This window comes from Microbacterium sp. TNHR37B (assembly GCF_001620065.1).
Classification (GTDB): Bacteria; Actinomycetota; Actinomycetes; order Actinomycetales; family Microbacteriaceae; genus Microbacterium.
On record NZ_LQGV01000003.1, the window covers coordinates 391885 to 404937 of the forward strand.

10 protein-coding genes are annotated in these 13053 nt (G+C 69.5%); 6 read left to right on the forward strand and 4 right to left on the reverse strand.

The window, feature by feature from the left end:
* Nucleotides 1-102 precede the first annotated feature (102 nt).
* From AVP41_RS10090 to AVP41_RS10115, 6 genes are all read left to right on the forward strand, one after another.
* Nucleotides 103-1020 carry a Bax inhibitor-1/YccA family protein gene (locus AVP41_RS10090; RefSeq protein ID WP_067163946.1) on the forward strand — a complete coding sequence of 306 codons (918 nt, stop codon included), beginning with the start codon at nt 103-105 and terminating at the stop codon, nt 1018-1020.
* 108 nt (nt 1021-1128) lie between these two features.
* On the forward strand, nt 1129-2343 hold the full coding sequence (locus AVP41_RS10095; RefSeq protein WP_067165786.1) for an ROK family transcriptional regulator: 1215 nt from the start codon (nt 1129-1131) through the stop codon (nt 2341-2343).
* A 118-nt stretch (nt 2344-2461) separates the two neighbouring features.
* Nucleotides 2462-3811: an extracellular solute-binding protein gene (locus AVP41_RS10100; RefSeq protein WP_067163948.1), complete on the forward strand. Its 1350-nt coding sequence runs from the start codon at nt 2462-2464 to the stop codon at nt 3809-3811.
* A 7-nt stretch (nt 3812-3818) separates the two neighbouring features.
* A complete protein-coding gene (locus AVP41_RS10105) occupies nt 3819-4769 on the forward strand; it encodes a carbohydrate ABC transporter permease (RefSeq protein WP_067163950.1) in 951 nt (316 codons plus the stop codon).
* Between the two features lies 1 nt (nt 4770).
* A complete protein-coding gene (locus tag AVP41_RS10110) occupies nt 4771-5628 on the forward strand; it encodes a carbohydrate ABC transporter permease (RefSeq protein ID WP_067163952.1) in 858 nt (285 codons plus the stop codon).
* Nucleotides 5629-5680: 52 nt separating this feature from the next.
* On the forward strand, nt 5681-8719 hold the full coding sequence (locus tag AVP41_RS10115) for an alpha-mannosidase (RefSeq protein ID WP_067163954.1): 3039 nt from the start codon (nt 5681-5683) through the stop codon (nt 8717-8719).
* A 186-nt stretch (nt 8720-8905) separates the two neighbouring features.
* On the opposite strand, the gene guaA is transcribed toward AVP41_RS10115, so the two are convergent.
* The 4 genes from guaA to AVP41_RS10135 are packed head-to-tail and all read right to left on the reverse strand — an operon-like array spanning nt 8906 to nt 13044.
* Nucleotides 8906-10489, reverse strand: coding sequence for a glutamine-hydrolyzing GMP synthase (gene guaA, locus AVP41_RS10120; RefSeq protein WP_067163956.1), 1584 nt, complete (start codon nt 10487-10489; stop codon nt 8906-8908).
* Nucleotides 10486-11010, reverse strand: a complete 525-nt coding sequence (locus tag AVP41_RS10125; protein WP_067163958.1) for a DUF3817 domain-containing protein — start codon at nt 11008-11010, stop codon at nt 10486-10488. Before AVP41_RS10125 ends, guaA begins: the two co-directional genes overlap by 4 nt.
* A gap of 10 nt (nt 11011-11020) precedes the next feature.
* A complete protein-coding gene (locus AVP41_RS10130) occupies nt 11021-11926 on the reverse strand; it encodes an SURF1 family protein (protein WP_067163960.1) in 906 nt (301 codons plus the stop codon).
* The gene (locus AVP41_RS10135; protein ID WP_067163962.1) at nt 11926-13044 is read right to left on the reverse strand and encodes a GuaB3 family IMP dehydrogenase-related protein; all 1119 of its coding nucleotides are present in this window, start codon (nt 13042-13044) and stop codon (nt 11926-11928) included. The genes AVP41_RS10130 and AVP41_RS10135 overlap by 1 nt, the downstream gene beginning before the upstream one ends.
* Nucleotides 13045-13053: the final 9 nt, after the last annotated feature.

Below are 13053 nucleotides of genomic sequence, written 5' to 3' on the forward strand. Positions count from 1 at the left end.
TCTGGGAGCACTCTCAGCCTCGAGCGGTCACCCGGAATACCCCTTCCGATACGCTGGAATCCGCAGCACCGCGCTGTCCCCCGATTTGGAGTGAGAGAGACCATGGCCTCCGGCAACTTCGCATTCAACAACCCGGCGTTCCAGGAGGAGCGCCCCGGCCTCACGCCCCCGCCCGCCGCCTCGCAGGCCGGCGCTCAGACCGCGTATGCGACGGCGACCCACCAGGCGACCGACGCGGCCGTCAACGCCCAGCTCGAAGGAGCCTTCGCGGCGCCGCCGGCCGGCTCGGTCAACACGGGCCGCATGACCGTCGAGGACACCGTCGCCAAGACGCTCGGACTGTTCGCCGTCCTCCTGGTCACCGCCGTCGTCGGCTGGATGTGGACGATGGCGCCGGTCACCGCCGCCAACCCCGTTCCCACGATCGTCCCGTGGATCGTGGGCATGCTCGGCGGGTTCGTCCTCGCGATGGTGATCTCCTTCACGTCGCGCAAGAAGGTCCGCCCCGCATTGATCTTCGCCTATGCGGCCTTCGAGGGTCTGTTCGTCGGCGGCATCTCCGCCTACTTCGAGCTGCTGTGGCCGGGCATCGTCATCCAGGCGGCCATCGCGACGTTCGCCGTCGTCGGCGTGGTGCTGGCTCTGTTCGCGAGCGGCAAGGTGCGCGCCTCCGCCCGCGCCAACAAGATCTTCCTCGTCGCGATCCTCGGCTACATGGTGTTCGGCCTCGTGAACCTCGTGCTCATGTGGACCGGCGTCACGCAGGGCACCTTCGGCCTGTACAGCCAGTCGATCTCGATCATGGGTATCGAGATCCCGCTCGGTCTCATCATCGGCGTGCTGGTCGTGCTGCTCGCGTCGTACTCGCTGGTGCAGGACTTCGACATGATCCAGCGCGGCGTCCGCAACGGCGCTCCGCGTGAGCTCGGCTGGCTCGGCGGCTTCGGCATCATGGTGACCGTCGTCTGGCTCTACATCGAGATCCTCCGCATCATCGCGATCCTCCGCGGCAACAACTGACACCGCCGCGTCGTCACGACGAAGGCCGCCCGGTTCGCCGGGCGGCCTTCGTCGTTCACGGGCGTCTGCCGATGATCGCCGGCGAAAGTGGCGTACGTTCAGATCACCATGAGACGCGGTTCCAACCTGCCGGCCGTCGGCACCTACAACCAGACCCTCGTGCTGGACTTGATCCGCCGGTCCCCCGCGGGAGTGAGCCGGATCGAGCTCGCCGAGCGGACCGGGCTGTCGGCGCAGACGCTGAGCAACGTCGCCCGCAAGCTGGTGGACGAGGGCATGATCGTCGAGGGAGCTCCGATCATCGCGGGCAAGGGGAAGCCCCGCACGCCACTGCAGCTGAACCCCCAGGCGCGGTACGCGCTCGGCATCCACCTCGACCCGGCGGTGGACACCTTCGTCCTGGCCGACATGAACGGCGCCGTGGTGGACCACGCCGAGCATGCGCCGCGCTCCGCCCCGGACGCGGCGCGGCTTCTCCCCGACCTCGCCGAGCGTGCAAACGCCCTGCTGGACCGCGCCGGCATCCACCGCGATCGCGTCCTCGGCATCGGTGTCGCCGCCCCGGGACCGATCGATCTCGACCGTGGCATGCTGCTGCAGCCGCCGCTCCTCCCCGCCTGGCACCACGTGCCGCTGCGCGACGAGCTGAGGAGAGCGACGGGACTCCCGGTGATGGTGGAGAAGGACGTCGTGGCGGCCATGGTGGGTGAGCTGTGGGTCGACACCGAGCAGCGTCTGACCGAAGCGATCTTCTTCTACTTCGGAGCCGGTGTCGGTGTGGGACTCGCCACCGACGCGACACCCGTCCGAGGCCGCACCGGCAACGCCGGCGATGTGGCGCACATCGTCGTCGAGCCCGAAGGCCCCCTCTGCCAGTGCGGCCAGCGCGGTTGCCTCGGGGTCGCCCTCGCGCCTGAGCGTCTGGTCGCCGATGCTGCGGGAGACAGCGCCGATCGTCCGCCGTCGGAGTCGCGGGCCATGCTCGGCCGCCTGGCTCAGGCGGCGACCGAGGGCGACGCTGTCGCCGCGAGAGTGTTCGAGCGGACCGCGACGGCGCTCGCCCGTGGGCTGGTGGTCCTCAACAACCTGCTCGATGCGGACGTCGTCGTGATCGGCGGGCCGATCTGGAACCGTATCGCCCCGGCTGTCGAGCCTGCTCTGCGGGAGGCTCTCGCCCGCAGCCACGAGATCACGACGACGCGCGGGATCTCGCTCTACGGCACGCGGCTGAGCACCGACGTCGCCGCCTTGGGCGCGGCGTGCCTCGTGCTGGACGGCGCCTTCACCGCCCGGCCCGCGGGCCTCATGATCACCCCGAGCTGAGCCGGCGGCCCCGATCGCAGGTCACGGTTGCGCGACGACTCTTGATCTTTTAATCCATTTGGTTTAGAAAAAGACCGACGCGCAGCGCACCGCGCGGACGACAGCAAAGGAGCTTGGAATGAAGAGATCGATGACGACTCTCGCCCTCATCGGCGCGGCCTCCCTCACCGTGGGTCTCGCGGGCTGCGCCGACACCGGCGGCGGCGGAGCGAAGGACGACACCATCCGTGTCGCGTACCAGAAGACCGCATCGTTCACCGCGATGGACGAGCTCATGAAGAAGGCGAAGGAGGAGTACGAGGCGGCCCATGACGGCAAGACTGTCGAGCTCGTGCCGATCGAGGCGGAGCAGGACCAGTACTTCACCAAGCTCGCCCTCATGAACGGGTCGCCCGACACCGCCCCCGACGTGATCTACGAAGACACCTTCCAGATCCGATCGGATGCGGCCGCCGGGTACCTCCAGCCGCTCGACGACTACCTCGGGGACTGGGACGGCTGGAGCCTCTACGACGACGGAGCCAAGCAGGCGGGCCTCGGCGACGACGGGAAGACCTACGGCATCTCGCTCGGAACGGACACACGCGGTCTGTACTTCAACAAGGACATCTTCGAGGCCGCCGGCCTCCCGACCGACTGGGCGCCGACGAGCTGGAACGACATCCTCGACGCCGCGCGCACGATCAAGGCCGCCGACCCCGACGTCATCCCGCTCAACATCTACGCCTCCCGCGCGCTCGGGGAGGCCACCTCGATGCAGGGCTTCGAGATGCTGCTCTACGGCACCGGCGATGAGCTCATGGACACCTCGACCAACAAGTGGGTGACGGGCTCGAAGGGGTTCGCCGACGCGCTCGGCCTCTACCAGACGATCGCGCAGGAGAAGCTCGGCCCCGACCCCGCCGAGGCGCTGGACGCCGGATGGGGATCGAAGGTGAGCACCGAGCTCCTCCCGCAGGGCAAGCTCGCGATCGCACTGGACGGCTCCTGGCTCCCCAGCAACTGGATCTCGGGCGACAACGAATGGCCGCAGTGGCAGGAGACGATGGGCTTCGCCGCGATGCCGACCCAGAACGCCGGCGGGTTCACGTCGATGTCGGGCGGCTGGACGCTCGCGATGGGCGCCAACGCCTCCGATCCCCAGGCCGCGTTCGACTTCATCGCGCAGGCCCTCACCCCTGAGAACGCGCTGATGTATCACCAGGAGGCCGGGCAGATCGCGGTGCGGTCCGACGTCGCCGAGAGCAAGGAGTACCTCGACTTCAACCCGTCGTTCGAGTTCTTCTCCTCGCTCGTGCCGTACACGCACTTCCGCCCCGCGACTCCGGACTACTCGCAGATCTCCGCGAACATCCCCGTCGCCACGGAGAGCGTGTTCACCGGGCAGGCCTCCCCCGCCGATGCTCAGGCGCAGTACGATTCGGCACTGATCGGGATCGTCGGCGAAGAGAACACCCAGGCGGGCTGATCGCTCCATGACCGCCGTCGCCTCCCGCGGCCCGATCGAGCGTGGCCGGGGCTCTGCTCCCCGGCCACGCTCCGGCCACCGCTCCTCGACCTCCCGACGCACGCTCGGTCGCGTGCTCCCGCTCCTGCCCGCGGTGCTGCTGCTGGCCGCGTTCATGCTCGGACCGATCGTCTACTCCCTCTACGGGTCTCTGACCGATCGCGCGATGACGGGACCGCGTGCGGCGAACCCGCAGTTCGTGGGCCTCGACAACTACGCGCAGCTGTTCGCCTCACCGGAGTTCTGGAGCTCGCTCGGGCTGACGGTCGTGTTCATCCTCGCCTCTGCCGTCATCGGTCAGAACGTCCTGGGGATGCTCCTCGCGGTGTTGCTGCGCAGCGCCGTGAAGCCACTCCGCTCGCTCGTGGGAGGCCTCGTCGTGCTGGCCTGGGTCCTGCCCGAGATCGTGGCCGCCTTCGCCCTCTACGCCTTCTTCTCGAAGGACGGCACCCTCAACGCCGTCCTCGGCTGGGTCGGCCTGGAGGGCACCAGCTGGCTGTACTACTTCCCGCTGCTGTCAGTGATCGTGGCGAACATCTGGCGCGGCACGGCGTTCTCGATGATGGTCTACAACGCCGCGCTGTCCGAGGTGCCACCAGAGCTGACCGAAGCCGCGACGATCGACGGCGCAGGCGCGTGGCAGCGGTTCACCCGGGTGACCCTTCCGGTCATCCGCCGGTCGATCTCCACCAACCTGCTGCTGACGACCCTGCAGACGCTCGGGGTGTTCACCCTCATCTGGGTGATGACCGGCGGCGGCCCCGGCACGCAGTCCTCGACTCTCCCGGTCCTCGCCTTCCAAGAGGCGTTCAAGTTCGCTCAGGTGGGGTACGGCACCGCGATCGCCACCGTGACGCTCCTGATCGGGGCAGTGTTCTCGATCGTGTACATCAAGATCCTCAAGCCGGAGGTGGACTGACATGGCCCGTCGCACCCGTGCCGTCAGCGTCGCCGCACCCCGTCGACGGACCCAGACCGTGATCGCCTCGGTGATCCTCGCCGCGATCGGCGTCCTCTTCCTCGTTCCCCTCCTGTGGATCGGGTTCGCTTCCTTCAACGGCAATGCCACGGTGTCGATGACCCTCCCCGAGACCTGGACGCTGGACAACTACCGCCAGGTGATGACGTGGGAGCTCACCTGGCAGCCGCTGCTGAACTCCATCGCGATCTCCGTCGGCACGGCGGTGATCACCGTCGTCGCCGGCGTCCTGGCCGCCTATCCGCTCTCCCGCTACCGCATGCGGTTCCAGCGGTCGTTCATGTACGCGATCCTGTTCGGCACGGGTCTTCCGATCACCGCGATGATGGTGCCCGTCTACGCGCTGTTCGTGAGCCTCAAACTGCTCGACTCGGTGTGGGGCGTCATCCTCTTCATGGCCGCGACCTCGCTGCCGATGGCGATCTGGATGCTGAAGAACTTCATGGACTCGGTGCCGATCTCCCTCGAGGAGGCGGCTTGGGTCGACGGCGCGAGCTCCATGACGGCGCTCCGGCGCGTGGTCCTCCCTCTCATGCGCCCGGGCCTCGGAGTCGTGTTCATCTTCGTGTTCACGATGGCGTGGGGGAACTTCTTCGTCCCCTTCGTCCTCCTCTTCTCGGCCGACAAGTTCCCCGCGGCCGTATCGATCTTCAACTTCTTCGGTCAGTACGGATCGATCGCCTACGGGCAGCTCGCTGCCTACTCGGTCCTGTATGCGACCCCGATGGTCATCCTCTACGTCCTCGTCCAACGACTCTCCGGCGGCGCCTTCGCTCTGGCCGGTTCGGTCAAGGGCTGAGCCGGCGACGTCTTCCCGACCCCTCATCGATCTCGAAAGGCCACACCTCACCATGCATGACCGTTCCACGCTCGCCGAGCTCCGGGTCGACCGCTTCCTTCGCGAACGCCTGCAGGCTTCCCTCTACCGCGCCGCACAGCCACTCGAGCTCGCACGCTGGGAGGCACCGGGAGAACCCGTGGACTTCGCCGAGGCCGCCGGCGGCGACTACGAGCCCTTCGCCGCGGGCGACCTCTGGGGCCGCCCGTGGGGCACGACGTGGTTCCGCGTGCACGGACGGGTTCCCGAGGCGTGGCGGGACGCCGACGGGAGACTCCCCGAGGCCACCCGGGCGGAGCTGGTCGTCGATCTGGGCTTCACCACCGGGCAGCCGGGCTTCCAGTGCGAGGCCATGGTGTGGACGACCGACGGCAGACCGCTTCGCGGCATCGCTCCCCTCAACAATGCGGTCGTGGAGGCGGTGGCCGAAGACGGCACCGTGGACGTGTACATCGAGGGGGCTTCGAACCCCGACGTCGGCAGCCTCTTCACGTTCGACCCGACCCCGGTGGGCGACCCGGCCACTGCGGGAACCGACCCGATCTACACGCTCCGGCACGTCGATGTCCGCCTGCGCGACCTCGAGGTGACGGCGCTCCTGGCCGACACGCGCGCGCTGCGGGGCCTCGTCGGCCAGCTGGATGCCGGCTCGCCCCGCCGCGCGACGATCCTGCAGGCGCTCGAGCGCATGATCGACGCCGTCGACCCGCATGACGTCGCGGGTACGGCCGCCGCGGGACGGGCCGTGCTGGCCCCCGTCCTCGCCTCCCCTGCCGCGGCGAGCGCCCACACGCTGCACGCGGTCGGGCACGCCCACATCGACTCCGCCTGGCTGTGGCCCGTCCGCGAGACGGTGCGCAAGGTCGCCCGTACCTTCTCGAACGTCCTCTCGCTCATGGATGAGGACCCCGAGGTGGTCTTCGCCGCGTCCTCGGCGCAGCAGTACGCCTGGATGAAGGAGTACTACCCCGACCTGTTCGCGCGCATCCGCCGGCGCGTGGAGGAGGGACGCTTCGTCCCGGTGGGAAGCATGTGGGTGGAATCCGACACCAACATGCCCGGGAGCGAGGCGATGGCGCGGCAGTTCGTCGCCGGCAAGGGGTTCTTCCTGCGTGAATTCGGCCTCGACACCCCGGAGGTGTGGCTCCCCGATTCGTTCGGGTACACCGGAGCCCTGCCGCAGATCGCGCGTGCGGCCGGCGCGCGGTGGTTCCTCACGCAGAAGACCTCGTGGAACGAGACGAACCGGATGCCGCATCACACCTTCCAGTGGGAGGGGATCGACGGCACGCGCCTGTTCACCCATTTCCCCCCGGTCGATACCTACAACTCCGTGGTCTCGGCCGCGGAGCTCGCCCACGCGGAACGGAACTTCGCCGACAAGGGTCGCGCCTCGGTGTCGCTCCTCCCCTACGGCTACGGCGACGGTGGCGGTGGACCGACGCGGGAGATGGCCCACGCGATCGCTCGGACCGGCTCGCTGGAGGGGTCGCCGAAGGTGGTGCACAGCTCGCCGCGCCGCTTCTTCGAGACGGCCGAAGACGAGTACCCCGATCCCGAGGTGTGGGTCGGCGAGCTGTATCTGGAGTTCCACCGCGGCACCTACACGAGCCAGCTGGCCACGAAGCAGGGCAACCGGCGCAGCGAGCACCTCCTGCGCGAGGCCGAGCTGTGGGCCGCGACCGCGACGGTGCGCGCCGGGGCCGACTACCCGGCGGAGCGGCTCTCCCGCGCGTGGGAGACGGTGCTGTTGCAGCAGTTCCACGACATCCTCCCCGGCTCCTCGATCGCGTGGGTCTACCACGACGCCGAGCGCAACTACGCCGCGGTCGCCCGCGAGCTGGAGGACATCATCGGGGCGAGCCTGCGGGCCCTCGCCGGCGAGGGCGACCGCGTCGTGCGGGCCAACGCCGCGCCCCACGGCCGCGACGGCATCCGCGCGCTGGGTGCCACCGCCTCCGCCGCGCCCGAGCGCGTCGCGCCACAGGCGGAAGGAGACGGCTGGGTACTCGACAACGGGGTCGTCCGCGTCACGGTGGACGGCCGAGGCCTCATCGTGTCGGCCGTCGACCTCACGACGGGACGAGACGCCGTCCCCCCGGGCGCCGCGGCCGGCCTGCTGCAGCTGCACCGGGACACCCCGACGCAGTGGGACGCATGGGACGTCGACGTGCACTACCGCGAGACGGTGACCGACCTCACGGAGGTCCACGACCTTCGGGTCGACGGCGACGAGATCGTCGTCGCGCGCCGCTTCGGATCGTCTCGCGTCACACAACGGATCTCGCTGGATGCCGGCTCCCGCACGGTGTCGCTGTCGTTCGATCTCGACTGGCAGGAGACGCAGAAGCTCCTCAAGCTCGCCTTCCCCGTCGATGTGCACACGGGCATCGCGACCAGCGAGATCCAGTTCGGGCACATCGATCGGGCGACGCACACCAACACCTCGTGGGATGCCGCCCGCTTCGAGACCGTCGCGCATCGCTGGATCCGCGTGGCGGAGCCCGACTTCGGCGTGGCGGTGGTCAACGATTCGACGTACGGCCACGATGTGACCCGCGCGCCCCGCGGCGAAGGCGGCGGGACGATCAGCCTCGTGCGGCTCTCGCTCATCCGTTCGGCGCTGTTCCCCGATCCGACACAGGACCGCGGTGAGCACCGCCTGCGCGTGGGCCTCGTCGTCGGCGCGGACGTCGCCGACGCGGTCACGGAGGGCTACCGCATCAACCTTCCGGTGCGGACGATCGACGCGGCCGCGACCGAGATCGATCCGCTCCTGACGGTGAGCGATCCCGGGGTCGTCGTGGAGGCGGTCAAGCTTGCCGAGGACGGGAGCGGCGACGTGATCGTGCGGCTCTACGAAGCGCTCGGCGTGCGCACGACCGCGGAGCTGACGGCGTCGTTCGCGGCGACCGGGGTGGTCGAGACCGACCTGCTCGAACGCGAGATCCCCGCCGCCGCACTGACGTCATCGGCGTCCGGCGACAGCGGCCTCTCGGCGACGCTCTCGCTGCGCCCGTTCCAGATCGCGACCCTCCGCTTCACCCGCTGAGCCTCGCCGCCCGTCCTCTCGCACAACACGCCGGGGCGCACTCCCGCCGGTCGGGAGGCGAAGCGATTCGCCCCCGGGGAGCAATCGGGGCAGGGGTCCCCCGCTCTTGCTCCCCGGGGGCGAATCGCGTAGCCGGTCGCCCGAATCACGTAGCCGGTCTCCCCGAGGGGGACGACCGCCGGCGGCTCACTCCCACTCGATGGTCCCCGGCGGCTTGGACGTGACGTCGAGCACCACCCGGTTGACCTCGCGCACCTCGTTGGTGATGCGGTTGCTGATCTTCGAGAGCACGTCGTAGGGAAGTCGGGTCCAGTCCGCCGTCATCGCGTCCTCGCTCGAGACCGGACGCAGCACGATCGGGTGTCCATACGTGCGACCGTCACCCTGCACCCCCACGGAGCGCACATCGGCGAGGAGCACGACGGGGCACTGCCAGATCTCGCCGTCCAGGCCCGCCTTGGTCAGCTCCTCGCGGGCGATGGCGTCGGCGTCACGCAGGATCTCGAGACGATCAGCGGTGACCTCACCCACGATCCGGATGCCGAGGCCGGGCCCCGGAAAGGGCTGCCGACCGACGATCGCCTCGGGCAATCCCAGCTCTCGGCCGATCGCCCGCACCTCGTCCTTGAAGAGGGTGCGCAGCGGTTCGACGAGCTCGAACTGCAGGTCTTCCGGAAGCCCTCCCACGTTGTGGTGGCTCTTGATGTTCGCCGTCCCCGTCCCGCCGCCCGATTCGACGACGTCGGGGTACAGCGTTCCCTGCACCAGGAATCGGATCGGGTCGCCTTCGGCGGCCGCTTCGGCGATGAGGTCGGCCTGCACCTTCTCGAAGGCGCGGATGAACTCGCGCCCGATGATCTTGCGCTTCTGCTCGGGGTCGCTGACGCCGGCGAGGGCGTTCAGGAACGTCTCTCGGGCGTCGACGGTGATCAGGCGCACTCCGGTGGAGGCGACGTAGTCGTTCTCGACCTGTTCCCGTTCCCCCTTGCGCAGGAGGCCGTGGTCGATGAAGACGGCCACGAGCTGGTCGCCGACGGCCTCGTGCACGAGCGCCGTCGACACAGCGGAGTCGACACCGCCCGACAGGGCCGACAGGACGCGTCCGGTGCCGACCTGCGCGCGGATCTTCTCGATCTGCTCGGCGATCACGTTTCCGCTGTTCCAGTCCGACGGCAGCCCCGCGGCCTTGTGCAGGAAGTTGACGATCACCTCCTGCCCGTGGTCGGAGTGCTTGACCTCGGGGTGCCACTGCACGCCGTAGAAGCACTTCTCGTCGCTGCCGAAGGCGGCCACGGGGGTCGCCGCGGTGGAGGCGAGCACCTCGAAGCCGTCGGGAGCCTGAGCCACCTGGTCACCGTGGCTCATCCACACGTTCTGCTCGGACGGCTGGCCGCCGAGGAGGACGCCGCCATCGTTCGCGACGACCGCGTCGGTCGCACCGTACTCCCGCAGCCCCGTGTTGGCCACGACGCCGCCGAGCTGCTGAGCCATCACCTGGAAGCCGTAGCAGATGCCGAGCGTCGGGACACCGAGTTCGAGCACGCCGGGGTCGAGCGAGGGCGCTCCGGGCTCGTACACCGACGACGGTCCTCCCGAGAGGATGATCCCCACCGGGTTCTTCGCCGCGATCTCGGTAGCGGTCGCGGTGTGCGGCACGATCTCGCTGTACACCCCCGCCTCGCGCACCCGGCGGGCGATGAGCTGGGCGTACTGGGCGCCGAAGTCGACGACGAGGACGGGCCGCTGGGCGGTTTCGGTCTGGGTGGTCACCGGGGGCCTTCCGACGCGGGAACGGAGGAGACGGCCGCCGCTTCGGCTTCGCGGCGCGCGAGATACCCACGCACCTCCCGCGCGACGCGCGTCTCCATGATGAACGAGAGCAGGGGCACGATCCCGCCGAGCGCGAGCAGCACGAACCGCAGGAAGGGCCAGCGCATGAGGCTCCAGATGCGGAAGCAGGCGAAGAGGTACACGACGTAGAACCAGCCGTGCGCGATGAGGATGAACAGGGAGATGTTGAATCCGTCGCCGGCCGAGGTCATCTCGCAGCCGTTGCCCCCGGGGATGAACAGGGAGAACCACTCGCACCCCGGGCCGGCGATGACGGGGGCGAACCAGAGCAGGCCTCCCGAGCCGCCCGCGAACAGCTCCACGTGCAGCGGTGTGTACTTGAGCACCATCTCCGTCACGAGCAGGAGCAGGCCGACACCGGTGATGATGGAGGCGATCTGGTAGAACCTCAACGCCCCGCGGATCGCCGGGAACGCGGCGAGTTTCGGCTGTACGGGCATGCCCTCCACTCTAGTCGGCGGCAGGTGCTGCCCCGGCCGCGGCCACGTGCCCTTCGGCCGCGCGGGCATCCTCGAGCGCCTCGACCTCCTTCTCCCACGCGTCGCGGGCCAGGCGGTACCACATGTAGAAGGCGAAGCCTGCGAACACCGCCCATTCGACGGCGTAGAAGATGTTCAACCAGTTGACGTTCGACAGCTCCGTGGGTGCCGGCGAGTCGATCGCGACGAGTCCCGGGGGCGGGTCGATGGGACCGAGCGCATCGATGTCGGCCACGAGGTAGGGGCGGTAGACGTCGAGCCCGTCGATGGGATGCCACTGCCCGAGCAGCGCCGCGGGGGACATCGTGGTCATCTCGGTGATCGGGGCTCCCGGGGCGGGCACCCGCGGGCCCTCGTCGGAGATGAGCCGGCCGGTGAGAGTGAACGGTGCCGCGTCGATCGTCGCCAGCTCCTGCGCGATCGATCGCGCGGCGGCGTCGGCCTCGGCGCGCGTCGCGGTCCACCCGAGGGCGACGGCGAGCGCCGTGGGCTGCGCGGTGCCGTCGACGAGGAACGGCGCCGTCACCCAGTACCCTTCGACGCCGTCGTTGAACCGCGACGAGACGACCAGCAGGTCCGACTCGCTCCAGACCCCGGTGACCTCCACGCGTTGACCGACGAGCGGCTCGGGAAGATAGGCGCCCGGTTCGACCACGTCCTCGAGGGGCTGCGCCTTCTCGGTCGCGCCCGGCGGAGGCGGGGCGGTGTCGATCGCGCGTTCCAGCTGCCACTGCCCGAGCCAGGCGAAGATCCCCGCCACCGCCAGGGCGAACACGAGCATGCCGATCCACCACGGGCGCAGCATCACTTCCCGCAGCGTGGGCGGAAAGACCTCGGGGAGGTCGGGGGCGAGCGCGGAGGAAGCGGAAGAGGCCATCAGTGCGAGGAGTACGGCGCGACGACCACCTCGACGCGCTGGAACTCCTTGAGGTCGGAGTACCCCGTCGTCGCCATGGACTTGCGGAGGGCGCCGATGAGGTTGGCGGTGCCGTCGGCGACGGGAGCGGGGCCGTAGAGGATCTCCTCGAGGGGGGCCACCTGGCCCACTTCCACGCGGCGGCCACGCGGGAGCTTGGGGTGGTGAGCCTCGGGACCCCAGTGGAAGCCGCGGCCGGGCGCATCGATCGCGCGCGCGAGCGCGACGCCGAGCATCACCGCGTCGGCGCCCATCGCGAGCGCCTTGACGATGTCGCCCGAGGTGCCGACACCGCCATCGGCGATGACATGGACGTAGCGTCCGCCCGACTCGTCGAGGTAATCCCGTCGCGCCCCGGCGACATCGGCGACCGCGGTCGCCAGCGGCGCGTGGACCCCCAGCGTGGCGCGAGTGGTCGAGGCGGCGCCCCCGCCGAAGCCGACGAGGACTCCCGCCGCGCCCGTGCGCATCAGGTGGAGGGCAGCGGTGTACGTGGAGGCCCCGCCGACGATCACAGGCACGTCGAGGTCGTAGATGAACTTCTTGAGGTTGAGCGGCGCGGTGTCACTGGACACGTGCTCGGCCGAGACGGTGGTGCCGCGGATGACGAACAGATCGACGCCGGCCGCGACGACGGTCTCGTACAGCTCCTGTGTGCGCTGCGGAGTGAGCGCCCCCGCGACGGTCACTCCGCCGTCGCGGATCTCCGCGAGCCGGTCGCGGACGAGCTCGGGCTTGACGGGCGCCGCATAGATCTCCTGCATGCGTCGTGTCGCGATTTCGGCGGGAAGCGACGCGATCTCCGCCAGGAGCGGCTCCGGGTCGTCGTATCGCGTCCACAGCCCCTCGAGGTCGAGCACACCGAGGCCGCCGAGCCGCCCCAGCATGATCGCCGTCTGCGGGCTCATGACCGAGTCCATCGGCGCCCCCAGAACGGGGATCTCGAACCCGAACGCGTCGATCGACCAAGACGTCGAGACGTCTTCGGGATTGCGGGTGCGACGAGAAGGCACCACGGCGATGTCGTCGAACGCGTACGCGCGGCGGGCGCGCTTGGCGCGGCCGATCTCGATCTCCATGCTCACGCC

Excerpts from the sequence above, each read along its gene's own strand:
- AVP41_RS10090 (WP_067163946.1), top strand. The coding sequence starts at position 103 with ATGGCCTCCGGCAACTTCGCATTCAACAACCCGGCGTTCCAGGAGGAG.
- AVP41_RS10095 (WP_067165786.1), top strand. The coding sequence starts at position 1,129 with ATGAGACGCGGTTCCAACCTGCCGGCCGTCGGCACCTACAACCAGACC.
- AVP41_RS10100 (WP_067163948.1), top strand. The coding sequence starts at position 2,462 with ATGAAGAGATCGATGACGACTCTCGCCCTCATCGGCGCGGCCTCCCTC.
- AVP41_RS10105 (WP_067163950.1), top strand. The coding sequence starts at position 3,819 with ATGACCGCCGTCGCCTCCCGCGGCCCGATCGAGCGTGGCCGGGGCTCT.
- AVP41_RS10110 (WP_067163952.1), top strand. The coding sequence starts at position 4,771 with ATGGCCCGTCGCACCCGTGCCGTCAGCGTCGCCGCACCCCGTCGACGG.
- AVP41_RS10115 (WP_067163954.1), top strand. The coding sequence starts at position 5,681 with ATGCATGACCGTTCCACGCTCGCCGAGCTCCGGGTCGACCGCTTCCTT.
- AVP41_RS10125 (WP_067163958.1), bottom strand. The coding sequence starts at position 11,010 with ATGCCCGTACAGCCGAAACTCGCCGCGTTCCCGGCGATCCGCGGGGCG.
- AVP41_RS10130 (WP_067163960.1), bottom strand. The coding sequence starts at position 11,926 with ATGGCCTCTTCCGCTTCCTCCGCGCTCGCCCCCGACCTCCCCGAGGTC.
- AVP41_RS10135 (WP_067163962.1), bottom strand. The coding sequence starts at position 13,044 with ATGGAGATCGAGATCGGCCGCGCCAAGCGCGCCCGCCGCGCGTACGCG.